The organism is Promicromonospora xylanilytica, assembly GCF_054782895.1.
Genome location: NZ_BAAGRP010000011.1, coordinates 223,399 through 244,649, shown reverse-complemented (window position 1 = coordinate 244,649; position 21,251 = coordinate 223,399). Strand labels below are relative to the sequence as shown.

General features: G+C 72.5%; 18 protein-coding genes and 1 tRNA gene. 8 read left to right on the top strand and 11 right to left on the bottom strand.

Features of this window, described 5'->3' with window-relative positions:
- Window positions 1-33 precede the first annotated feature (33 nt).
- Both ACYVK7_RS13370 and ACYVK7_RS13365 read left to right on the top strand, forming a co-directional pair.
- Complete coding sequence (locus ACYVK7_RS13370; protein WP_460888209.1) at window positions 34-498, top strand: SRPBCC family protein; 465 nt, start codon at window positions 34-36, stop codon at window positions 496-498.
- 8 nt (window positions 499-506) lie between these two features.
- Window positions 507-2,336: an FAD-dependent monooxygenase gene (locus tag ACYVK7_RS13365; RefSeq protein ID WP_460888208.1), complete on the top strand. Its 1,830-nt coding sequence runs from the start codon at window positions 507-509 to the stop codon at window positions 2,334-2,336.
- On the opposite strand, the gene ACYVK7_RS13360 is transcribed toward ACYVK7_RS13365, so the two are convergent.
- From ACYVK7_RS13360 to ACYVK7_RS13325, 8 genes are all read right to left on the bottom strand, one after another.
- Complete coding sequence (locus tag ACYVK7_RS13360; protein ID WP_460888207.1) at window positions 2,337-2,786, bottom strand: MarR family winged helix-turn-helix transcriptional regulator; 450 nt, start codon at window positions 2,784-2,786, stop codon at window positions 2,337-2,339.
- An 88-nt stretch (window positions 2,787-2,874) separates the two neighbouring features.
- The gene (locus ACYVK7_RS13355) at window positions 2,875-4,002 is read right to left on the bottom strand and encodes a 3-dehydroquinate synthase II family protein (RefSeq protein WP_460888206.1); all 1,128 of its coding nucleotides are present in this window, start codon (window positions 4,000-4,002) and stop codon (window positions 2,875-2,877) included.
- Between the two features lie 61 nt (window positions 4,003-4,063).
- Window positions 4,064-4,879, bottom strand: a complete 816-nt coding sequence (locus ACYVK7_RS13350) for a 2-amino-3,7-dideoxy-D-threo-hept-6-ulosonate synthase (RefSeq protein ID WP_460888205.1) — start codon at window positions 4,877-4,879, stop codon at window positions 4,064-4,066.
- A gap of 24 nt (window positions 4,880-4,903) precedes the next feature.
- Window positions 4,904-6,106: an IS701 family transposase gene (locus ACYVK7_RS13345; protein ID WP_460888204.1), complete on the bottom strand. Its 1,203-nt coding sequence runs from the start codon at window positions 6,104-6,106 to the stop codon at window positions 4,904-4,906.
- Window positions 6,107-6,264: 158 nt separating this feature from the next.
- Complete coding sequence (locus ACYVK7_RS13340) at window positions 6,265-8,151, bottom strand: anthranilate synthase family protein (RefSeq protein ID WP_460888203.1); 1,887 nt, start codon at window positions 8,149-8,151, stop codon at window positions 6,265-6,267.
- Window positions 8,151-8,774: an isochorismatase family protein gene (locus ACYVK7_RS13335; protein WP_460888202.1), complete on the bottom strand. Its 624-nt coding sequence runs from the start codon at window positions 8,772-8,774 to the stop codon at window positions 8,151-8,153. The genes ACYVK7_RS13340 and ACYVK7_RS13335 overlap by 1 nt, the downstream gene beginning before the upstream one ends.
- A gap of 40 nt (window positions 8,775-8,814) precedes the next feature.
- On the bottom strand, window positions 8,815-9,591 hold the full coding sequence (locus ACYVK7_RS13330; RefSeq protein WP_460888201.1) for a 2,3-dihydro-2,3-dihydroxybenzoate dehydrogenase: 777 nt from the start codon (window positions 9,589-9,591) through the stop codon (window positions 8,815-8,817).
- 49 nt (window positions 9,592-9,640) lie between these two features.
- Window positions 9,641-10,855 carry a 3-deoxy-7-phosphoheptulonate synthase gene (locus ACYVK7_RS13325; RefSeq protein WP_460888200.1) on the bottom strand — a complete coding sequence of 405 codons (1,215 nt, stop codon included), beginning with the start codon at window positions 10,853-10,855 and terminating at the stop codon, window positions 9,641-9,643.
- A gap of 175 nt (window positions 10,856-11,030) precedes the next feature.
- Between ACYVK7_RS13325 and ACYVK7_RS13320 the strand changes: the two genes are divergently transcribed.
- Entirely contained in the window at window positions 11,031-12,422 is a 1,392-nt protein-coding gene (locus tag ACYVK7_RS13320) for a replication-associated recombination protein A (RefSeq protein ID WP_460888199.1), read from the top strand.
- Between the two features lie 34 nt (window positions 12,423-12,456).
- Here ACYVK7_RS13320 and ACYVK7_RS13315 read toward each other — a convergent pair whose 3' ends face one another.
- Genes ACYVK7_RS13315 through ACYVK7_RS13305 form a run of 3 tightly spaced genes read right to left on the bottom strand, consistent with a single transcriptional unit; the run spans window position 12,457 to window position 15,497 of the window.
- Window positions 12,457-13,071, bottom strand: a complete 615-nt coding sequence (locus ACYVK7_RS13315) for a GNAT family N-acetyltransferase (RefSeq protein ID WP_460888198.1) — start codon at window positions 13,069-13,071, stop codon at window positions 12,457-12,459.
- 40 nt (window positions 13,072-13,111) lie between these two features.
- Window positions 13,112-14,350 (bottom strand): AI-2E family transporter, encoded by a 1,239-nt coding sequence (locus ACYVK7_RS13310; RefSeq protein ID WP_460888197.1) that lies wholly within the window; start codon window positions 14,348-14,350, stop codon window positions 13,112-13,114.
- A gap of 4 nt (window positions 14,351-14,354) precedes the next feature.
- Window positions 14,355-15,497 (bottom strand): AI-2E family transporter, encoded by a 1,143-nt coding sequence (locus tag ACYVK7_RS13305; protein WP_460888196.1) that lies wholly within the window; start codon window positions 15,495-15,497, stop codon window positions 14,355-14,357.
- Between the two features lie 239 nt (window positions 15,498-15,736).
- Between ACYVK7_RS13305 and ACYVK7_RS13300 the strand changes: the two genes are divergently transcribed.
- The 5 genes from ACYVK7_RS13300 to ACYVK7_RS13280 all read left to right on the top strand — a co-directional run bounded on the left by ACYVK7_RS13300 (window position 15,737) and on the right by ACYVK7_RS13280 (window position 21,216).
- Window positions 15,737-15,824 (top strand) — tRNA-Leu (locus tag ACYVK7_RS13300).
- 235 nt (window positions 15,825-16,059) lie between these two features.
- On the top strand, window positions 16,060-16,740 hold the full coding sequence (locus ACYVK7_RS13295; RefSeq protein ID WP_460888195.1) for a GntR family transcriptional regulator: 681 nt from the start codon (window positions 16,060-16,062) through the stop codon (window positions 16,738-16,740).
- Window positions 16,737-17,696 carry a carbohydrate ABC transporter permease gene (locus ACYVK7_RS13290; protein WP_460888194.1) on the top strand — a complete coding sequence of 320 codons (960 nt, stop codon included), beginning with the start codon at window positions 16,737-16,739 and terminating at the stop codon, window positions 17,694-17,696. The genes ACYVK7_RS13295 and ACYVK7_RS13290 overlap by 4 nt, the downstream gene beginning before the upstream one ends.
- Window positions 17,696-18,517 (top strand): carbohydrate ABC transporter permease, encoded by an 822-nt coding sequence (locus ACYVK7_RS13285; protein ID WP_460888193.1) that lies wholly within the window; start codon window positions 17,696-17,698, stop codon window positions 18,515-18,517. The genes ACYVK7_RS13290 and ACYVK7_RS13285 overlap by 1 nt, the downstream gene beginning before the upstream one ends.
- Window positions 18,514-21,216 (top strand): family 78 glycoside hydrolase catalytic domain, encoded by a 2,703-nt coding sequence (locus ACYVK7_RS13280; RefSeq protein ID WP_460888192.1) that lies wholly within the window; start codon window positions 18,514-18,516, stop codon window positions 21,214-21,216. Before ACYVK7_RS13285 ends, ACYVK7_RS13280 begins: the two co-directional genes overlap by 4 nt.
- Window positions 21,217-21,251 lie beyond the last annotated feature (35 nt).

The window sequence follows — 21,251 nt, the reverse complement described above, 5'->3', positions numbered from 1 at the left end:
GCGGAAGGCGCAGACGGAGAGGTGCCGAGATCCATGAGGTCCAGCCAGTCCGAGAAGCCCGCGACATCCGACCAGCCCGAGAGGCTGCTGTCCGCCACCCTGCCGGTCCGTCTGGGCCGCGAACGCCTGTGGGACGAGCTCGTGCGCAAGGCCGAGAACCCGGTCCCGTTCATCCCCGCCATCATCGGGTGCACCGTGCTGGAGCGCCATCCGGACGGGTTCCTGCGCGAGATCGTCATCGAGGGCGGGCACCGGCAGCGGGAGCGCGTCGTGCTCGTCCCGCCGCACCGCGTCGAGTTCGAGCAGGTCACCGATCCGCTGCTGGTCCGGATCACGAACGAGATCACCGGTGACGACGACGCCCTGAGCCTGACCCTCACCGTCGAGCTCAGCCCGGAGGGCCTCGCCGGCGGGCCGCAGCTCGTCGCCGGCACGCGCGAGTACTTCGCCGGCACGCTGCGTTCCATCGTCGACACCCTGCACGGCACGGACCGATGACCACGGCGGTGACCACAGAGAGCAGCGCGCCGGTCCTGGTCGTCGGCGCGGGCCCCGTCGGCGCGACCCTCGCGCTCGAGCTCGCGCGGCACGGGGTGGCCTGCCTGGTGGCCGAGCGCTCCGTCGCGCCGTCACGGCACCCCAAGATGGACTTCGTCAACGCCAGGAGCATGGAGCTGTTCGCCCGGCTCGGCGTCGCGGACGACATCCGGGCCCGCGGGGTGCCGCCCCAGCACGGTTTCGTCTTCCACTGGTCCCGCACCTTCGCCGAGCCACCCGTCGCCACGTGGAGCTACCCGTCCGTCGAGGCCGTGGGCGATTCCATCGCGCGGGACAACGACGGCGCAGTCCCCGCCGAGCCGTACCAGCGGCTCGCCGGCTCGATCCTCGAGGACGTCCTGCGCGAGCACGCCCGCGCGCACCCCCTGATCGACCTGAGGGAGGGGTGGACCGTCGCGGAGCTCGACCCCGACACCCCCGGCGCGCTCCTCCTGGGCCCGGACGGCGAGCGCCACCGCGTCTCGGCGACGTACGTCGTGGGGTGCGACGGCGCGGGCAGCGACGTCAGGCGGCAGCTCGGCATCGGGATGACCGACGACGGCCCGACGGCCGACCACTGCGACATCTACTTCACCAGCAGCGACCCGGTGCTGCGCCGCCATGGCCGGTACTTCCTGTCGATCGTCGGGACCGGGGTCACCCTCGTGTCCCGGGACGAGGACGTGACCTGGACCGCCGCCCTGCCGCTGCTCGGCGACGAGCGGGTGCGCACCGACCCGGTGGGCGCGCTCAAGGCGCGCCTCGGCGTGGACTTCGTCATCGACGAGGTGCTGGACGTGACGCAGTGGCAGGGCAGGCTCGCGGTCGCCGACGAGTACCGACGGGGGCGGGTCTTCCTCGCGGGGGACGCGGCGCACCAGTTCTTCCCGACCGGTGGCCACGGCGCCAACACGGGGATCGGCGACGCCGTGGACCTGGGCTGGAAGCTGGCCGCCTGCCTGAACGGCTGGGGCGGCCCCGTGCTGCTCGACAGCTACGAGGCCGAGCGTCGGCCGGTGGCCCTGTTCAACCGGGAGATGTGCCACAACCTCCTCGAGGTCTGGCGGCGGTTCCCCGTGCTCGCCGCCCAGGGCGCCTCCCGGGCGCACCTGGCCGGGTTCCTCGCCCAGGACGCCTACCAGATCGACAACATCGGCATCCACTGCGGCTACCGCTACGAGACGTCGCCCGTCATCAGCCACGAGGACGGGGAGGCGCCGCCCTGGCACTGGCGCAGCATCGTGCCGACCACCTGGCCGGGCGGCCGCGCCCCGAGCCTGCGGCTCGCCGACGGGACCGCGCTGTACGGGCTGCTCGGCACCGGGCTCACCCTGGTGGACCTCACCGACGACCGGTCGGGGGCCGCCCTCGTCGAACGGGCGGTGGCACGGGGCGTCCCGATGACGCACCTCGCCGTCGACGACGACGCGGTGCGCCGGGTCTGGGAGAGCGATCTGGTGCTCGTGCGGCCGGACCAGCACGTCGCGTGGCGGGGCGGCTCCCCCGTGGCCTGGGACGACGTGCTCGACCTGGTCCGTGGGGCGGACGGCGGTCTCGAGCCGGCCGGGGACCCGGGGACGGAGCCCGCGTCACCCGGCCTGCCGGAGGCGCTGACCTCGCTGAACGACCGCGAGCGCACCATCGCGCAGCTCGTCAGCCGCGGGTTCACCAACCGGGAGATCGGCTCGCGGGTGTTCCTGTCGCCGCACACGGTGAACTACCACCTGCGGCAGATGTTCCGGAAGCTCGACGTCGGGTCGCGTACCGAGCTCGCCGGTCTCCTGCCGCGCGACCTGTGATCACCGGCCCCGCGCGCCGAGGCCGGCGGCGAGGTCGGTGAGCGCGGCGATGAGGGCGGGGGCGGGCGTCGTCCCGAGCCCGGCGACCGTCGTGTCCGCGAGCTCCTGCCAGGTCGCGTGCAGCTCGGGGACCAGGGCGCGGCCGCGCGCCGTCAGCGAGACGGTGACCGACCGCCGGTCGTCGGGCGACGGTTCCCGGGCGACCAGTCCAGCGGCCTCGAGCTTGCGCACCATGAGCGTGACGCTGGGCGGCTCGCACCCGGCCCCGGCCGCGAGCTGAGCCTGCGTCCGGGGCCCGTGCTCGTCGAGCTGCAGCAGCAGCACCTCCTGGCCGGGATGCAGCCCGAGGCGGCCGAGCAGCGAGGCGGCCAGCGCCTTGTGGCGGATGCCGACCAGCCGGATCGCCTGGTTCAGCGCCGCCGCCTGCTCGTAGCTCAGGGCCTCGTCCATGGGGCTCAACCTAACCCAGCGCCGAACCGGTGCCCGGACGCGGAGAGCGTCCGGGCACCGGCGTGGGTGCGCGTCTCCCTGCAGCTCCCTACCGCTCGAGCGAGAACTCGCTGATGGCGTAGCCGACGTGGCGGTCCTCGCGGGGCAGGTAGCCCCACACCCGGTCGCCGGGCTTCAGCTCGGTGCTGTTGTGCACCCGGTACGCGTCGGCGGCCTCACCCGGGCCGAGCACGCGGACGTGCCAGTCGTCCTGGAGGATCAGGTTGACCTCCTCGCCCTGCGGGCCCACGGCGTCGACCGAGATCAGGGGCCTCGACTCGATCTTGACCCGGCCGACCGTCACCAGCCGGGTGCGCCCCTTGGTGTCGACGGCCAGGACCTTGCTGCCCGCGTGGAGCTCGCTGAGGTAGTTGGTGCGGCCATCGGCCGACATCGTGTAGGAGTGGATCGCGCCGGCGTTGACCCGGAACGGACGCGTCGGCATGTAGGGCAGCGGGTGCGTCTCGCTCACGCAGAGGATCATGCCCTTGGAGTGCGAACCGACGAGGATGCCCTCGTCCTTGCCGAAGTACGCGGTCGTGTCCACGCAGGCCCGCTCCCCGATCCCCACGTGCTGGGTGCCGGTCACCGTGAGCTCGACGAGGTCGACCGGCGCCGGCTGCGCCGTCGCGGCGGCCTGGAGCGCGGTGACCTCGCCGACGGCCCCCGGAGCCATGGCGACGCCGTCGGAACCGTGCTCCAGCACCGTGAACACCACCTCGGCCTCGGTGATGTCGGCGACCTGGGTGATGGTGCGGCCCTTGTTCTCGCCGCGTCCGGCCCCCGCGGCGGCCAGCACGATCTCGAGCGGGATCTTCGTGGGGTCGCGGAAGACCAGGTACGTCCAGGTCTCCTCGCGCGCGGAGGTGCACGCCTCCTCGAGGGTCGGGGCGTCCACGACGTCGACGTAGCGGCCGAACTCGACGCCCTCGTGCTTGAGCGCCAGGGTGCGCGTGTCCCCGTGCCGCGCCACGTCCACGAGCACGACGTCGACGCCGGTGAGGTCGTCCGGCACGTCCCCGCGCGGGATGAGCACCCTCGTGACGGTGGGTGGCAGACCCGTGAGGTCGGACGTCTCGGCGCCGATGACGCCGCCGACGCGCTGGTGGATGGCCTCGGTGCTGACGGCCTCGGTCAGGTCGCCGATGTCGCGGATGTCGATCCAGCAAAGCCTCATGCTCGTGTGCCCTTTCGTCATGGGTCGATCGGTCGGGTCGTGCGGTCAGGAGGTCGTGCGGTCAGGAGGTCGCGGCCTGCAGCGGTGGCACGGTCAGCCGTGGCTCCGGCGCGTCGATGTGGATGAGGTCGGCGATCCGGCGCGCCAGGGCCGCCGGGTCGGGGGACTCGAAGATGTTGCGCCCCATGGCGACGCCCGCCGTCCCGGCACGGAGCAGCTCCGCCACGTCGTCGATCAGCCGGGTCTCGTCGACCTTCGGCCCGCCCGCGGTCAGGATCGGCACGGGCGAACGGTCGACGATCCCGCGCATGTCCGCCGGCGACTCGGTGGTGAGGGTCTTGACCAGGTCGGCGCCGAGGTCGACGGCCACGGCCACCGCGTGCTCGACCAGCTCGGGGCGGTGGGGGCGCTCGAGCTCGGGCCCCCTCGGGTACACCATCGCGAGCAGGGGCAGGTTCCACCGGTCGCAGGCCTCCGCGACGGTCGCGAGGTCCCTGAGCTGCTCGGTCTCGTGGCGGGACCCCAGGTTGACGTGGACGCTGACCGCGTCGGCCCCGACCCGGACGGCTTCCTCGACGTTGGCGACCAGCCGCTTCGCGTCGGGGTCGGGTGCGTGCCGGGTGCTCGCGCTGAGATGGATGATCAGCGACATGTGGGTGAACCGCGACGGGTCGATCTCCCGGACGCGGCCCTTGTGCAGGACCACGGCGTCGACCCCCGCGCCGGCCAGACCGCCCACCAGGGCGTCGAGGCTGGCCGGGAACGAGATCGGCCCGTTGGTCACCGAGTGGTCGAGCGGTACGACGAAGAACCGCCGGCTCATCTGCCCCAGCCGCAGCATCCGCAGGCTCCGGCCGAATGGATAGTTGGAGAGCATGGACATTGACACCTCAATGACACCTCAATCGTGGTCGATGCCGGGACCGGAGCCCAGGCGGGCGAGCGCGTCGACCGCGTGGGCGGCGGACGCGAGGGTCAGGTGGCGGTGCCAGCCGCCGTAGGAGCGACCGGCGAAGTCGCGCAGCCCGGTCGTCGCGCACGCGCTCACGAACTCCTGCCGCACCTGGTCGAGCAGGAGCGTGAGCTCGTACAGGGCCGTCGGGGCCGCCGCGGTGAGGTTGGTGAGCCACAGGCAGGTCGGCCAGGGCTCGTCGAGGCCGCCCAGCCCCAGGAGGGCGAGGGGCTCGGCCGGCCGGGCCCGGCCGGCGACGTCCGTGGCCAGGTGGACGGGCACGGTCGTGCCGACCAGAGGGTGCCTGCCCGCCCCGGACGTCGCGCGTGCCGCGACCGGCCGCCGCATCCGGCCGTGCGCCCGGAGGATGCGCCGCCCGGTGGGCAGCGCGGTCAGCGCCGAGCCGTCGGCGGGACACAGCGGCAGGGACCCGTCGACCCGGAAGAGGAAGGGCAGGCGGTACGCCCGCAGCCGCGACACGATGTCGGCCACGTCCATGTCCCGGGCGTCCATGACCACCGGCCGGCGCGGCAGGCCCCAGTCGTCCGCCATGCTCGCGCACGTCGCGACGACGAGGTCGGCCACGCTCTGCTCCCGCACGGTGTCGGGGATCTGGGCGCTGCGGCGGGACCTGTCGTCCTCCAACCAGGCCCTGGACAGCCGCAGCTGCCAGTCGACGGGGCTGCACGCGTCCCTGGAGACGGCCCAGACGTCGACGCTGCGCTGGGCGCTGACCATCCTGCCGCGCGCCGGGTCGAAGATCCGTTCCACGCCCACCGAGCTCCGCCCGGTCTTCGGGAACACCGACTGGTTGACGACCCAGGCCCGTGGGGGCACGGTCAGGGCGAGATGCCGGGCCGTCGCGCGGCGGACCGGCTGCCAGTCCCAGGGCGAGCTGCTCACGAAGTGGTGCAGCCGCTGAGCGGCGGCCGACCCGCCGATGGTCCGCGCGATGCCCCGGATGGACTTGCGACCCCGGGTCGCGAGCAGGGCCTGGACGTACTCCATCGCCTTGCGGCGCTGGTCGTTGCGGGTGAGCGAGGCGAACAGCGTGGGTCCCAGGTCACCCAGGACCAGCTCCTGCGTGGTGGGGCGGGCGATCGGGTACTCGGGTGCGGTGAGGGGGGCAGGACTCAGCACGAGCTCGGGCATGTCGGGCCTTCCGTAACGGGGCGCTGTCCCGACAGGTCGGGTCCCCGCACGACGAGTGTGCGACGCGCAGGCTCCCCTCCGCGTCACGCATCCACGCGATATCGGCGCCGTGCGCCCGGCCCCGTCGCACCGTGTCTGACCTGCGGGTTCGATGGCGCTCACGCCTCGGCACGCTCCCACGCGGAGCTGAGCACACCCGCGGCGAGGCGAGCCAGGATCCGGTCGCCGTCGATCGTCAGGACCGACTCCGCGTGGAACTGCGCCGACGCGAAGGTGGCCCCGCGCAGCGCGTGCACCTCGCCGCTCGCCGGGTCCCGGCACACCTCGACCCGGCCCGCGGCGCCCGCGTCGATCTCGTCCGCGTCGCACACCGCGGCGAACGAGTTGTAGAACCCGACACGCTCGACCCTGCCGAAGAGGTCGATCGGGCGCTGCACCCCCTGGTGCGGACGTTCGCGCCGGGCGACCACCAGCCCGAGCTCCCGGCTCAGCACCTGATGGCTCAGGCAGACGGCCAGGAAGGGGCGGCGCTCTGCGAGCAGGCGCCGGACCGCGGAGCGCAGGTGCCGCATCTTGGCGGAGCCGAGGTCGCCCGGGTCCCCCGGCCCCGGCCCGAGCACCACGAGATCGTGGGACGCGTCGTCGTACGGTGCGTCGAACCGGCGGACGGTCACGGTGGCGCCCGTCGCGGCGAGCTGGTGCACCATCATGGCGGTGAAGTCGTCCTCCGCGTCGACGACCAGCACGCTCCGGCCCGTCAGCTCCGGGAGCGGCCCGCCGCCGGTCCCGGAACCCAGCCAGAAGTCCGACAGGTGACCGTTGCGGCTCGCGAGCGCCGCCCGGACCTCGGGGTGGCCGGTGAAGCCGCGGCGCACGGGGGCACGGAGCGCGGAGAGCAGGCCTTCTGCCTTGGCGTGCGTCTCCGCGACCTCGGCGGACGGGTCCGAGTCCCGCACGATCGTCGCGCCGACCGACAGGCTCAGCCGGCCCGAGGGGTCGACGTCGGCGGTGCGGATGAGGATCGCGGAGTCCATGGCCCGGTCCCCGGCGGCGTCGCGGCCGATCAGGGCGGCGACGCCGCTGTAGTACCCGCGTCCCTCGGGCTCGTACCGGTTGATGACCCGGCAGGCGCTCTCCAGTGGGCTGCCCGTCACCGTGGGCGCGAAGAGCGTCTCGCGCAGGATGTCGCGCGGGTCGCGGGTGGTGCGCCCGGTGATGAAGTACTCGGTGTGGGCGACGGCGGCCATCTCCTTGAGGTGCGGGCCGGTGACGCGCCCTCCCCCGTCGCACACCCGGGCCATCATCTTGAGTTCCTCGTCCAGGACCATGGCCAGCTCGCCCGACTCCTTGCGGTCGGCGAGGAACCCCATGACGCCGGGCAGGTCGGCCCCGCCGGACGGGTACCGGTAGGTGCCGCTGATCGGGTTCATGACGGCGACGCCGTCGTCCAGGCTGACGTGCCGCTCGGGGCTCGCGCCGACCAGGACGCGGTCGCCCGTGAACACCACGAACGTCCAGTGGGCGCCCTGCTCGCGCTCCAGCAGACGGCGGAACACGGTGAGCGCCGCGGCGACCGGCTCAGCGTCGAGCTGCGCGGTGAACGTGCGGCGCAGCACGAAGTTGGCGCCCTGCCCGGTCGCGATCTCGTCGCTGATGACCCGCCGCACGCGTTCGGCGTAGCCGGCGTCGTCCGGCTCGACCGACTCCCCCGACCAGGCGAGGGGACGGTCCGCCACCCGTCCGAGCACGTCGTCGAACGGGACCTGGAGGCTGTCGGTCACGGTGAGGGCGACCAGCCGCGTGCCGTCGTCGGGGGCCTCGAACCCGCGCTCGGCGAGCTGGGCGTACGGGAGCAGCAGCAGCACGTCGTGCGCGGGTGTGCCTGTTCGCACGGGCGCCGGCAGGGCGACGTCGGCGAGGCGTCCGGGGTACGTCACGTCGCCGGCGAGCACGTCGACGACGTGCCGCCCGCCGGACCCTGGACGGTGCAGCAGGGCGAACGGAGCCGGGTCGGCGCCCAGGACACGGTCGAGGAGATCGGGCATCACGCCAGCACCTCCTTCGCCGCGAGCACGTTTCCGCAGCGCGCGGCGACGTACGCGAGGGCCTGCCGGTGCTCGGTGGCGGAGAAGTCGGCCGTGGCGTCGCCGACGACGAACGTCTCGAGGTCGTGGGAGAAGGACTCGATGGCGGTGGCGAGGATGCCGACGTGCGCGTACACGCCGCACACGACGAGCTGGTCCCGGCCCGCGGCGCGCATCCGGGCCAGCAGGTCGGTGTTGAAGAACGCGCTGTACCGCCACTTGGTGAGCAGCCAGTCGCCGTCGGCGGGCGCGAGCTCGTCGACGACGGCCCGCTCGGCGGGGCTGCGGCGCATGCCAGGGCCCCAGAAGTCCTTGAGCAGGCCGCGTTCCTGCTCGGTCATGTCGCCCGGCTGGGCGGTGTACGCGACGGGCACGCCTGCCGCGACCGCGCGTTCGCGGAGCAGCACGGTGTTCTCGACGAGCGGGCGGCGGACCGTTCGGGGCAGCGGGTCGAGGAAGTACCGCTGCATGTCGTGGACGAGCAGGACCGCCCGGTCGGCACGGGGCGTCCAGTCCACGGCGCTGGTGGGCAGGTCTGCCGCGTCGGGCAGGGGGTAGTCGGTGATCTCGGGTATGCCAGCCATGGCCCTTCTCCGGTCGGGGAATCGGGTGCGGTGGTGCGCGTCAGCGGCCAAGGGTGGCGCCGCCGTCGACGGTGAGGGTGTGCAGGACGATGTGGGACGCCTGGTCGGACAGCAGGAACAGCACCGCGTCGGCGATGTTCCGCGGCTGGGCCACGCGGCCCACCGGGATGCCGAGGCGGTAGCTGCCCAGGTTCCCCGCGACGGTGCGCTCCCGGCCGGACTCGTCGTCCCACATCGCGCGCAGCATCGGGGTGTCGGTCGATCCGGGGGCGACGACGTTGCACCGCACCCCGTGCTCGGCGACCTCGAGACCGAGGCTCTTGGTGATCATCGCGGCAGCGGCCTTCGACGCGCCGTAGATCCCCATCCCGACCCGCGGCGTCTCCGCGGCGTTCGACGCGACGGTGACGATCGCGCCCCGCCCGCGGGGCACCATCCGGCCGGCCACGTCCTGGGAGAGGTACAGCACACCCTCCGTGTTCACGGCGAGCGTCTCGCGGGCTGCGGCGGGGCTGAGGTCGCGCACCGCGCCGCCGCGCAGCACCCCCGCCGCGTTGACGAGGTACTCGATGGCGCCGATCCGCTCCTCCACGGTGTCGACGAGCCGGGTGACCTCGTCCCTCCGGCTGATGTCGGCGGCGCAGGCGACGACGTCGAGCCCGTCGGCGGTGAGCGCGTCGACGGTCGTGCGCAGCCGCCCGCCGTCGCGGTCCACCGCGGCGACCGTGGTCCCCTGCTCGGCCACGGCGCGCGCCACGGCGCCGCCGATCCCTCCGGCCGCGCCCGTGACGAGTGCGACCCTGCCGGTGCGTGTCATGGCTCCTCCTGTGCGAGACGGTGGTGCTGACGAGGGTGTGTGCGGTGCGTCAGGCGTTCACCACGAGCCGGTCGCCGTTCCGGGCGTCGCCGGCCCGTGCGGCACCGCTCCTGGCGTCACCGCTCCTGGCGTCCCGGCCCCTGACCGCGCCGGCCAGGACGTGGAGCAGCTCCTCGGTGGTGTCCCAGCCCAGGCACTTGTCGGTGACCGACTGGCCGTAGGTGAGGGTGGGCAAGGGGCCGGGCCGCTGGGCCCCCGCCTCGAGGAAGGACTCGAGCATCACGCCGGTGATGCCCTGCTCGCCCCGGCTGAGCCGGTGCGCGATCTCGTGGACCACCTCGACCTGGCGCAGGTGGTCCTTGCCGGAGTTGCCGTGGCTGGCGTCCACCACGAGGCCGTGCCCGACGGTCCCGCCCAGGCCCGAGGCGCGGGCGGCCGCGAGGGCGGCGGCGACGTCGTGGGCGTGGTAGTTCGGCCGGCCGCGGCCCCCGCGCAGGATCACGTGGCAGTCGGGGTTGCCGGTGGTGCGGACCGCGGCGACCCGGCCGGCCGGGTCGGCGCCGAAGAACGTGTGCTCGCTCGCGGCGGTGACGCAGCCGTCCACCGCGATCTGCACGTCCCCGTCGGTCGCGTTCTTGAACCCGACCGGCATCGACAGGCCGGAGGCCAGCTGCCGGTGCACCTGGGACTCCGCGTTGCGTGCCCCGATGGCGCCCCAGGTGACGGCGTCGGCGATGTACTGCGGGCTGGTGGGCTCCAGGAACTCGCACGCCGCGGGCACCCCGGCGTCCAGCACCCCCAGGAGCACCTGGCGCGCCAGCCGCAGACCGTGGCCCACGTCGTGGCTCCCGTCCAGGTGCGGGTCGTTGATCAGTCCCTTCCACCCGACCGTGGTGCGCGGCTTCTCGAAGTACACCCGCATCACCACCACGAGCTCCCCGGACAGCTCGTCCGCGGCCTGGGCGAGCCGCCCCGCGTACTCGAGCGCGGCGGCCGGGTCGTGCACGCTGCACGGCCCGACGATCACCAGCAGCCGGTCGTCCCTGCCCGCCAGGACGTCCCGCACCGCGGCACGGGAGCTGGCCACCAGCTCCCCGCGCCGCGCACCCAGGGGCAGCTCGGCCAGGACCTCCCCCGGTGCCGGCAACGGGTCGACCGTCCGGACCCGCAGCCCGGACGTGTGCGTCCCCAGGGACGACCCGCTGGGTACCGGGGTGCTGACGTGGGGAGGTCGGACGGCTTCGGTCACGCGTGAGGCGCTCATCAGGTCGTGGACCTTTCTCCTTCTCGAGCGAGCGGCGGACGACAGGAGTCTGTGTCCGGGTCCGACGTTTCCCCTACGAATCGGGCACGGCTGTGTCAAGTCGCGAAACGCCTGTTCAGGCAGCGTCCAGCCGGACCAGCCGGTGCGTGTCGCCGGCGCCCTTAGAGTGAGGCGCATGGACCTGTTCTCAGCCAGCACGACGTCGGGGCGCGGCACCCCCGAGGTGAGCGACACCGCGCCGCTCGCCGTGCGGATGCGCCCGGCGACCGTGGACGAGATCGCCGGGCAGAGCCATCTCCTCGAGGCGGGCTCCCCGTTGCGGCGGCTCATCGACTCCCCCACGGAGGGTGGCGCGCGCGTCGCGCCGTCGTCGGTCATCCTCTGGGGTCCGCCCGGCACCGGGAAGACCACGCTCGCCTACCTGATCGCCACCGTGTCGGGCCGCCGGTTCGTGGAGCTGTCCGCCGTGACCGCGGGGGTCAAGGACGTGCGGCAGGTCGTGGAGGACGCGCGACGCCGGCTCGCCACCGGCGGGTCCGAGACCGTGCTGTTCGTCGACGAGGTGCACCGGTTCTCCAAGGCCCAGCAGGACGCGCTGCTGCCGAGCGTCGAGAACCGCTGGGTGACGCTCGTGGCCGCCACGACGGAGAACCCGTCGTTCTCCGTGAACTCACCGCTGCTGTCCCGCTCGCTGCTGCTCACCCTGAGGCCGCTCACGGCCGACCACGTGCGCGAGCTGGTGGAGCGCGCCACGACGGACCCGCGCGGGCTGGACGGCGCCGCCACCCTCGCGAGCGACGCCGCCGACCACCTCGTCCGGCTCGCGGGTGGCGACGCCCGCAAGGCGCTGACCATCCTGGAGGCGGCCGCCGGAGCCGTGCTGTCGGACGAGGACGCCGCCCCGGCCGGGCCGGACGGCGTGCCCGTCATCGGCCTGGCCGACGTCGAGCGCGCCGTGGACATCGCGGCCGTGCGCTACGACCGGGACGGCGACCAGCACTACGACGTCATCTCGGCGTTCATCAAGTCGATCCGCGGGTCGGACGTCGACGCCGCCCTGCACTACCTCGCGCGCATGGTCGCCGCAGGCGAGGATCCGCGGTTCATCGCCCGGCGGCTCATCATCTCCGCCGCGGAGGACGTGGGGATCGCCGACCCGTCGTCCCTGCAGACCGCCGTGGCCGCCGCGCAGGCCGTGCAGATGATCGGCATGCCCGAGGGCCGCATCGTGCTGGCGGAGGCGGTGGTGCACCTCGCGACGGCACCCAAGTCGAACGCCGCCTACCTCGCGGTGGACGCCGCACTGGCCGACGTGCGGGCGGGGAAGGCCGGGACGGTCCCGCTGCACCTGCGCGACGCCCACTACGCGGGGGCCGAGGGGCTCGGGCACGGCAAGGCCTACCGGTACGCGCACGACTGGCCGCACGCCGTGGCGCCGCAGCAGTACCTGCCCGAGTCGCTCGCCGGCACGCAGTACTACACCCCGAGCGACCGCGGCTTCGAACGGCAGGTCGCCGAGCGGCTGGAGCGGGTGCGCGGCATCCTGCGGTCGGACCCGCCGTCCTGACCCGCTGCGGCCGTGCCGCCCCGGGGCAGCACGGCTAGCCCGGCCGCACCCGCGACAGCGGCGCGTCCGCGGGCCAGGGCTCGACCGGCTCGCGCGGGTCGCCCGGCAGCACCGTGCCCACCCAGGCGTCCCGGCGCACCCCACGCTGCAGGGCGTGCTTGCGCAGGGTGGCCTCCACGCGGAACCCGAGGCGCCAGGCGACCCGGCGCGACGCCCAGTTGCCCACGTACGCCACCCAGCTCACGACCGACAGGCCGAGGCCGCCCGGGTCGAGCGCCCAGTCGACCACCAGCCGGGACGCCTCGGTGCACAGCCCGTGGCCACGGACGTCCGGCGTCATCCAGTAGCCGAGCTCACCCGCGCGCTCCTCCCCCGGGCTGCCCTCGCACGTGAGGCCCACCATGCCGATGAGCGGTCCGTCGGCGTCGCCGGGCGCGCGCACCGCCCACGTGTACACGGAGCCCTTCGCCCAGCCGCCGGCGACGTGGTGGCGCACGAACCCCTCGGCGTGCCTGCGCTCGTACGGCACGGGGACCACCGTCCACTCGGCCACGGCGGGGTCCTGGCAGGCCGCCGTGATCGCGTCGACGTCCCCGTACGTGGGGACGGACAGGCGGACGTGCTCACTGGCCAGGACGAACGGTTCCATAGGTCGATGGTGTCACAGAAAGTTGGTCCGACCTGCAGTTTTACCGTCTCGCGGCGGCTTCGTCGGTAGCGGGCGACGGGCCTGCCTGGCCGTCGGGCGCACCACCGTCCGGCGCACCACCGTCGGGCGCACCGCCGTCGGGCGCACCGCCGTCGTCGCCGGGCGCTTCGCCCTCCGGCCCCGTGCGCAGCGTGGTGAACACCGACCAGGCCACCGCGATCAGGGGGACGGCGATGATCGCTCCGAGGATGCCGCCCACCACGGTGCCGCAGGTGACGCCGAGGGCGACCACCACGGGGTGCAGCGAGACCTGCTTGCCCATGATGAGCGGCTGCAGCACGTGCCCCTCGAGCTGCCCGATGCCCGCGATGCCGAGCGTGACGACGAGCGCCGCCAGCAGCCCGTCGGCGGCGAGCGCCACCACGGCGGCGATGATCATGGCCAGGGGCGCGCCGATGAGCGGGATGAAGGTGCCGATGAAGACGAGCACGGCGAGCGGCGCGGCCAGCGGCACACCGACGATCGTCAGGAAGATCCCGGCCAGGATGCCGTTCGTGATGGCCACCAGCACGATGCCGCGGGTGTAGCCGGAGAACGTGTACCAGCCCGCGCCGGCGACGGCGTGCCAGCGGTCGCGCGTGCGGACGGGCACCTGGGTCATGAACCAGCGCCACATGGAGGCGCCGGACGCGACGAAGAAGATGGTGCAGAAGATCGAGAGCACCAGCACGGCGACGCCCTCGACGATCGAGCCGGCGCTCTCGGCGGCGCGGCCCACGAGGCTCTCGGCGTTCCGCTGGAGCCAGTCGGCGGCGTCGTCGATCCACTGGTCGCGCGTGTCGACGTCGACGTCGACCCGCAGCGGGTTGTTCTCGATGAGGTCCACGATCTGGTCGATGCCCGTGTTGAACTGGCCGGCGAGCCGTTCCCACTGGCCGGCGACCGAGACGACGACGTACGTCAGGAGGCCGCCGACCACGAGCACGCCGGACAGGATGGCCCCGGCGGTGGCGAGGGCGCGGGGCATGGCCCGGGCGTAGAGGTCGGTGAGCGGGTTGAGCACCGCGGTGAAGACCAGGGCGAGGAACACCGCCACGAAGACGATCAGCACCTGGGTGACGGCCCAGAACACCAGGGCGACCCCGGCGGCGAGCACGATGAGGCGCCACGACCAGCCGGCGGAGGTGCGCAGCCAGAACGGCGGCACGGGCTCGTTCGGCAGCTCGCGGCGCGCGGCGTGCGCGCGTGCTACGGGGTCGGACGGTGCGGGGTCAGGCACCGAGTCAGTCTGCCTCAAGGTCGGGCGCCGCGCCCTGTGCACGGAGCGTGCTGAACACGGCCCAGGACACCGCGGTGAGCGGCACGGCGACGACCGCGCCGAGCAGACCGCCCAGCACGGAGCCGCCGGCGACGACGAGCGCCATCACCACGGGGTGGAGCGAGACCTGCTTGCCGGTGATCAGCGGCTGGAGCACGTTCGCGTCGATCTGCGCCACCACCACCATGCCGATCAGCACGACCAGCGCGAGCACCGGCCCCTTGGCGGCGAGCGCGACGAGCACGCTGACGACGATCGCGGCGACCGGGCCGATCATCGGGACGAACGCCCCCAGGAACACCACCACGGACAGCGGCAGCGCGAGCGGCACGCCCACGACGGACAGGAAGATCCCTGCCATGGCGCCGTCGGCCAGCGCGACGAAGAACATGCCGCGCGTGAACCCGGAGAATGCCGTCCAGCCGGCGGTCGCGGCGGTCTGCCAGCGGTCGTGCCGGTCGGCGGGGACCAGGGACAGCACCCACTGCCACATCCGGCCGCCCTGGGTCAGGAAGAACACGGTGCAGAAGATCGCGAGCACGACGGCGGTGGCGCCCTCCGCTATCGATCCGGCGCTCTCGGCGGCGGTACCCGCGAAGGCCCCGCCGTTCTCCTGGAGCCAGGCGCCGCCGTCCGCGAGCCACTCGTCGGGACCGCCGAGGCCGGCCAGGACCGGGACCCCGGTGAGGAGCCCGGCCAGGTCGGTCAGCCCGGTGCCGAACTGGGTGGCGAGCTCGTCCCAGCGGCTCACCACGGACGACACCACGTACGTCACGAGCCCGCCGACGGCGAGGACCGCGGTCAGCAGGGAGGCGGCCATGGCGAGCCCGCGGGGCATCACGCGGTCGTACAGGTCCCCGAGCGGCAGCAGCACGGTGGTGAAGACCAGGGCGAGGAACAGCGCGACGAACACGAGCTGGACCAGGCCCACCACGTAGAACACCACGGCGATGGCGGCGACGATGCCGACGAGCCGCCAGGCCAGGTCGCCGGTGGACCGGATCCAGGGTGCTCCGAAGGTGGTCCCTGGCGAGGCGTCTGCCTGCTGCGGGGTGGTCGGCGGCTCCGCCGCTGTCGTCGGCGCTACCGTCGGCGCGTCAGCCGTCATCGCCTTGCTCCCACTATTTGTTTTGGGCGAATTGTCCTCGCGGACGTTAGCGGCAGGTCGTGGGTCGCGACAACTGGTCCGCGTCCGACAGACTCTCCTGCAGGCTGTGCGAAGCGCCAGATCCGGGCCGCGAACCGGCGCGACCCAGGTCACACGCTTTTCGATTCGGAACCGGCCCGTCCTGCGTGTTATGTTTTTCCCCGCACCGGAACGGCGGAAACGCCGGGGTCGGTCCACCTGTCCGGGTGGCGGAATGGCAGACGCGCTAGCTTGAGGTGCTAGTGCCCTTTATCGGGCGTGGGGGTTCAAGTCCCCCTCCGGACACCATCATCGCCACGTCCCCTCACGAGGGGGCGTGGCGATTTTTCGTTTGCGAGCCCGACGCTGCGAGCCCGACGCTGCGAGCTCGACGCACTGCCGAGCCTGGCAGGCGCCGACCGCTCGGCCCGCCGCGGGGCGAACATCCCGATGTCCTGAGTCAGCAGCTGCCCCTTGTCGACACGACGATCACCCCCTACTGTCTACCGTTAACGGTAGACGAAAGGGTGACACAGTGGTCACAGTGAGGCCCTCACGGGCACCCGCGCTCGGCGACCAGCTCGCGGCAGTACTGCGCGACCAGATCGTGCGGCGCACCCTCGGGCACGGAACGCATCTCGTGGAGGATCTGCTCGCGGAGCAGTACGACGTCAGCCGCGGCCCGGTGCGGGACGCGCTGCGACAGCTCGAGTCGCAAGGTCTGGTCGAGTCCCGCAGACGGGGTTACTTCGTCGTGGGGTTGAGCCAGCGCGACATCGACGACCTGTACGAGCTCCGAGAATCGATAGAGCTCACCGCCACCCTGCGGGCGATCGAGAACGTCACGCCCGATCTGCTCGCTCAGGGCCGCGAGATCGTCCGGGAGATGACCGGGTGCGCCGACCGGTCGGCGGCAGCCGACTTCGCGGACGCCGACATGCGGTTCCACGCGCTGCTCTACCGGATGAGCGGCAACCGGCGGCTGGTCGACGTGTGGAAGGCCTACGAGCCGCTCCTCGCGAGCCTCATGCAGCTCACCGTGGAGGAGGACGTCGACCTGCACCCGTCGGCGAACGACCACGGCCGGCTCCTCGACCTCATCGACGAGGGCGACGTCGAGCAGGTCCGCGCAGAGCTGCGTGAGCACCTCGACGGTGCGCGGGCGCGCATGGCCAGCGCCGTGCAGGCGCTGATCGACGACGGCGCCGAGGAGGGTGTGCCGTGAGCGTCGCAGCCGGAACGTCTCACCGACCGCCACCGTCCGAGCTACGCCGCGCCGACGCGACGACCGCACCCGATCGCCGTCGCCTTGCCGGAGTTGGACAGTCCCGGGCGCTGCTCGTGCTCGCGATCCCCGCCCTTCTGTTCTACGGGTTCGCGGTGGTCGTCCCATCGGTTCGCGGCGCGGTACTCGCCTTCACCAACTGGGACGGTCTGTCACAGACCTACGACTTCGTCGGCCTGGACAACTTCGTCCGGATCTTCACCACGCAGAGCTCGCTCGACGCGCTGAAGATGACGCTCGTCTTCGCCATCGCGGTGACCGTGCTGCAGAACGGCATCGGCCTGCTCCTCGCGCTCGGGGTCAACAGCGGCCTGAGGTCGCGCAACTTTCTCCGCGTGCTGTTCTTCGCGCCGGTGGTCGTCACACCGGTGGTCGTCGCGTACCTGTGGAAGTTCATGCTGACCCCCGGGGGCGCGGCGGACCGGCTCCTCGCTGCCGTCGGCCTCGGCGAAGCGGCGCCGAGCTGGCTCGGTGACCCCGGATGGGCGGCCGTCTCGGTGGTGATGATGATCGTCTGGCAGCACGCCGGGTACTCGATGGTGATCTACATCGCCGGCCTCCAGTCCATCCCGCAGGAGGTGAACGAGGCGGCGCTCGTCGACGGCGCGGGTCCGTGGCGACGGTTCTCGTCGGTGACCTGGCCGCTGCTCGCTCCGGCTACCGCGATCAACGTCATGCTCACGATCATCGGCGGGCTCAAGATGTTCACCGAGGTGTTCGTGCTCACCGCAGGTGGTCCTGGCGGGGCCACCGAGACACTCTCCACCCTGCTCTACAAGTCGGCCTTCCAGTTCAGCGAGTTCGGCTACGGCATAGCGCTCGCGCTCGTGCTGGCCCTCGTCGTCGGCGTGTTCTCGGTGACGCAGCAGCGCATGGCGCGAAGGGGGGCCTACTGATGCTCCGCTACTCGAAGCGCGTCTTCGCCCGCGAGATCGTGATGTTCCTCGTGGCCCTCGTGTTCGTCTTTCCCGTCTACATCCTCGTCAACATGTCCCTGCGGCCCGCGAACGACGCCTCGTCGCCGCTCGCCCCGGTCACGCAGCCGACGTTCGACAACTTCGTCGCCGCGTGGCAGCAGGCGGGCCTTGCCTCGGCGCTGCTCAACAGCGCGATAGTCACCGTGACGAGCGTGGTGCTCATCGTGGCCATCTCCTCGATGGCGGCGTACCCGCTCGCTCGAGTGCTCTCCCGGCTCTCCACCGCGCTGTTCTGGTTGGTGCTGGCGGGGATGATGATCCCGTTCCAGGTGGCGCTGATCCCGCTCTACCAGACGATGCGTGACCTGGGCCTCCTGGGCTCGCTGGTCTCGCTCATCCTCTTCTACACCGGCAGCCAGGTGCCGTTCTCGGTGTTCCTCTACACCGGGTTCGTCCGCACCCTCGAGCGCGACTACGAGGAGGCGGCCGCGCTCGACGGCGCCGGCACCTTCCGCACGTTCCTCAGCGTCGTCTTTCCGCTGCTGCGCCCGATCACCGGCACCGTCATCATCCTGAACGCCATCACCGTGTGGAACGACTTTCTCGTGCCGCTGCTCTATCTCAGCGGCACTCCCCAGCAGACGGTCACCGTCGCGCTCTATGCGTTCGTCGGGCAGTTCGTCTCGAACTGGCCGGTGGTGTTCGCCGGCCTCGTGATCAGCGTCGCGCCGGTGCTCCTCGTCTACTTCCTCATGCAGAACCAGATCATCAAGGGCTTCGCCGGAGGGCTGAAGGGATGAGCGGACACGGAGCAGGAGTCGAGGCCTACGCGCTGCGGGCCGACGGGCAGCACGAGCCGCAGGGCATCGTCGCGGGTCCGGCCTTCTCGTGGCGCCTGCGTGCCGGCCGGCGGGGCGCACGCCAGGTGGCGTACCGCGTCGTCGTCACGCAGCTGACACCATCCGGCGAGACTCCACGGGTCTGGGACTCGGGCCGCGTCGAGGCGACGGGGACGGTCGGCGCCCGCTATGCGGGAGCGCCGCTGGTCAGCTCCGCCGACTACGGGTGGACGCTCGAGGTGGAGGACGAGCACGGCGTGACGACCACGGCGAGTGCCCGGTTCGCGACCGGGATCGTGCACGGCGACGAGTGGCAGGCCACCTGGATCGGGCGCAGCCCCCTGGCTCGCCGGACCGCGCTGCCTCCGCAGGACGTCGACATCAGCTACACGGTCAACAAGCTGACGCCCGTGCGCCGGTTCGTGCGCCATGTCGACCTGGACGACGTGCCGGCCCGCGCCAAGGTGCATGCTTCCGCGAAGGGCGTCTACCGGCTGTACGTCAACGGCCACCGGGTCGGGAACGACGAGCTCGCGCCGGGATGGACCGAGTACCGCGACCGCATCACCTACCAGTCCTGGGACGTGACCGAGCTGCTGCGCCCCGGACGCAACAGCATCGCGGCGCTGGTCGGCGACGGCTGGTACGTCGGCTTCATCGGCACGGACCGGCGGCACCAGGCCCAGCACTACGGCAAGGAGCCGGCGCTCCTGGTGCAGCTCGTCGTGGACGCCGCGGACGGCGGCCGCGTGGTCGTCGGCACCGACACCGCATGGCGGGACACCGAGAGCGAGATCCTGTACGCGGACCTGTTGATGGGCCAGTACGAGGACTCCCGGCGGGCGCAAGCCGACTGGCACCTTCCCGGCTGCGACCTGTCCGGCTGGTCGGACGTCATCGTCGTCGACGACGACACCTCGCTCCTCACCCCTGAGGTCGATCCCGGCGTCCGCGCGACGCGACGGCTGGCCGCCGTCTCGGTGACGTCGAAGAGCGAGGGCCGGCACATCGTCGACTTCGGCCAGAACCTCGTGGGCCGTGTGCGGCTCACGCTGCGCGGCCGGTCCACGGGCACCCGGGTGCAGCTCAGTCACGCGGAGGTGCTCGACGACGGCGAGCTCTACACGGCCAACCTGCGCACCGCCGAGCCCGTCGACGTGTTCTGGACCAACGGCGCGCAGGAGCAGGTGTTCGAGCCCCGCTTCACGCTGCACGGGTTCCGGTTCGTCGAGGTCCGCGGTGTCTCCGGCACGCTGGACGCCGCAGACATCGAGGCAGTGGTGCTGCACAACGGTGTCGAGCTCGTCGGTGGGTTCTCGTCGTCGAGCACCGACCTGGACCGTCTCTACCAGAGCATCTCGTGGTCGCTGCGGGGCAACTTCGTGTCCATCCCGACCGACTGTCCGCAGCGCGACGAGCGCCTCGGCTGGCTCGCCGACGCGCAGGTCTTCGCGCCCACTGCGCTGGCCATCGCCGACGTCGGCCCGCTGCTGAAGCGCTGGCTCCGGGACATCCGCAGCGCGCAGTCCGACGACGGCGCGTTCCCCGACATCGCGCCACACCTGATCCACCTGCGCGAGGGCGCGCCCGCGTGGGGCGACGGCGGAGTCACGATCCCGTGGCACGTCTACCGCGCGACGGGCGACCTCACGGTGCTCGAGGAGGCGGCCGACTCGATGGTCGCGTGGGTGCGGCACATCGAGCGCCACAACCCCGACCTGGTCTGGCGCGAGCTGGTCGGCAACAACTACGGGGACTGGCTGCAGGTCGGCGAGGAGACGCGCAGGGACGTGCTCGCCACCGCCTACTTCGCCCACAGCACCGACCTCACCGCCCGTTCACTGCGGATCCTGGGCCGGGACGTGGCGGCCGCCGAGCTCGAGGCCCTGGCGGAGCGGATCCGTGACGTGTACCGGAGGGAGTTCGTCGCGCCCGACGGCACGGTCGCCGGGGACACCCAGGGCGGCTACCTCGTCACGCTCGCCTTCGGGCTGTGCTCGGACGACGCACAGCGCGGTCTCGTCGCGGACCGGCTGGTCGCCGCCGTCGAGCGGCGGGACGTGTCGCTCACCACCGGCTTCATCACCGTGGGGCTGCTGTGCCCGGTCCTCGCCGACCTCGGACGAGAGGACCTGGCGTTCCGCCTGCTGCACAACGACCGGTACCCGTCCTGGCTGTTCTCGATCCGCAACGGTGCGACCACGATCTGGGAGCGCTGGGACGGCTGGACACCCGAGAACGGGTTCCAGTCGGCGCGGATGAACAGCTTCAACCACTACTCCCTCGGCTCGGTCGGCCAGTGGTTCGCCGGGGGCATCCTCGGAATCGGCCAGGCGGAGGGATCGGCCGGGTACCGAGCCATCGAGCTCACGCCGCGGTTCGATCCGTTCCTCGACAGTGCCGCCGGGTGGCTGGAGACGCCGCGCGGGCGCATCGAGAGCCGTTGGCAGCGCGACGGCGACCGCATCACCTGGTCCGTAGCCGTTCCCCCCGGGGCGGCGACGACCGCCGTCCTGCCCTGCGGGAGCGGGGCCGAGCTCCTGGAGGGAGGCGAGAACGCGACGCGCTCGGAGGGCGTCACCGTGACGGACCGCGACCTGAGCCGCACCTGGCTCCGGCTGGAACCCGGTACCTACGAGCTCCGGTTCCCGGCGCCCTGACCAGGCCTTCCACCCCCCACCTGCCCTCGACGACT

Coding starts and splice junctions, on each gene's coding strand:
- ACYVK7_RS13370 (WP_460888209.1), top strand. CDS start 34: ATGAGGTCCAGCCAGTCCGAGAAGCCCGCGACATCCGACCAGCCCGAG.
- ACYVK7_RS13360 (WP_460888207.1), bottom strand. CDS start 2,786: ATGGACGAGGCCCTGAGCTACGAGCAGGCGGCGGCGCTGAACCAGGCG.
- ACYVK7_RS13355 (WP_460888206.1), bottom strand. CDS start 4,002: ATGAGGCTTTGCTGGATCGACATCCGCGACATCGGCGACCTGACCGAG.
- ACYVK7_RS13350 (WP_460888205.1), bottom strand. CDS start 4,879: ATGCTCTCCAACTATCCATTCGGCCGGAGCCTGCGGATGCTGCGGCTG.
- ACYVK7_RS13345 (WP_460888204.1), bottom strand. CDS start 6,106: ATGCCCGAGCTCGTGCTGAGTCCTGCCCCCCTCACCGCACCCGAGTAC.
- ACYVK7_RS13340 (WP_460888203.1), bottom strand. CDS start 8,151: ATGCCCGATCTCCTCGACCGTGTCCTGGGCGCCGACCCGGCTCCGTTC.
- ACYVK7_RS13335 (WP_460888202.1), bottom strand. CDS start 8,774: ATGGCTGGCATACCCGAGATCACCGACTACCCCCTGCCCGACGCGGCA.
- ACYVK7_RS13330 (WP_460888201.1), bottom strand. CDS start 9,591: ATGACACGCACCGGCAGGGTCGCACTCGTCACGGGCGCGGCCGGAGGG.
- ACYVK7_RS13325 (WP_460888200.1), bottom strand. CDS start 10,855: ATGAGCGCCTCACGCGTGACCGAAGCCGTCCGACCTCCCCACGTCAGC.
- ACYVK7_RS13320 (WP_460888199.1), top strand. CDS start 11,031: ATGGACCTGTTCTCAGCCAGCACGACGTCGGGGCGCGGCACCCCCGAG.
- ACYVK7_RS13315 (WP_460888198.1), bottom strand. CDS start 13,071: ATGGAACCGTTCGTCCTGGCCAGTGAGCACGTCCGCCTGTCCGTCCCC.
- ACYVK7_RS13305 (WP_460888196.1), bottom strand. CDS start 15,497: ATGACGGCTGACGCGCCGACGGTAGCGCCGACGACAGCGGCGGAGCCG.
- ACYVK7_RS13285 (WP_460888193.1), top strand. CDS start 17,696: ATGCTCCGCTACTCGAAGCGCGTCTTCGCCCGCGAGATCGTGATGTTC.
- ACYVK7_RS13280 (WP_460888192.1), top strand. CDS start 18,514: ATGAGCGGACACGGAGCAGGAGTCGAGGCCTACGCGCTGCGGGCCGAC.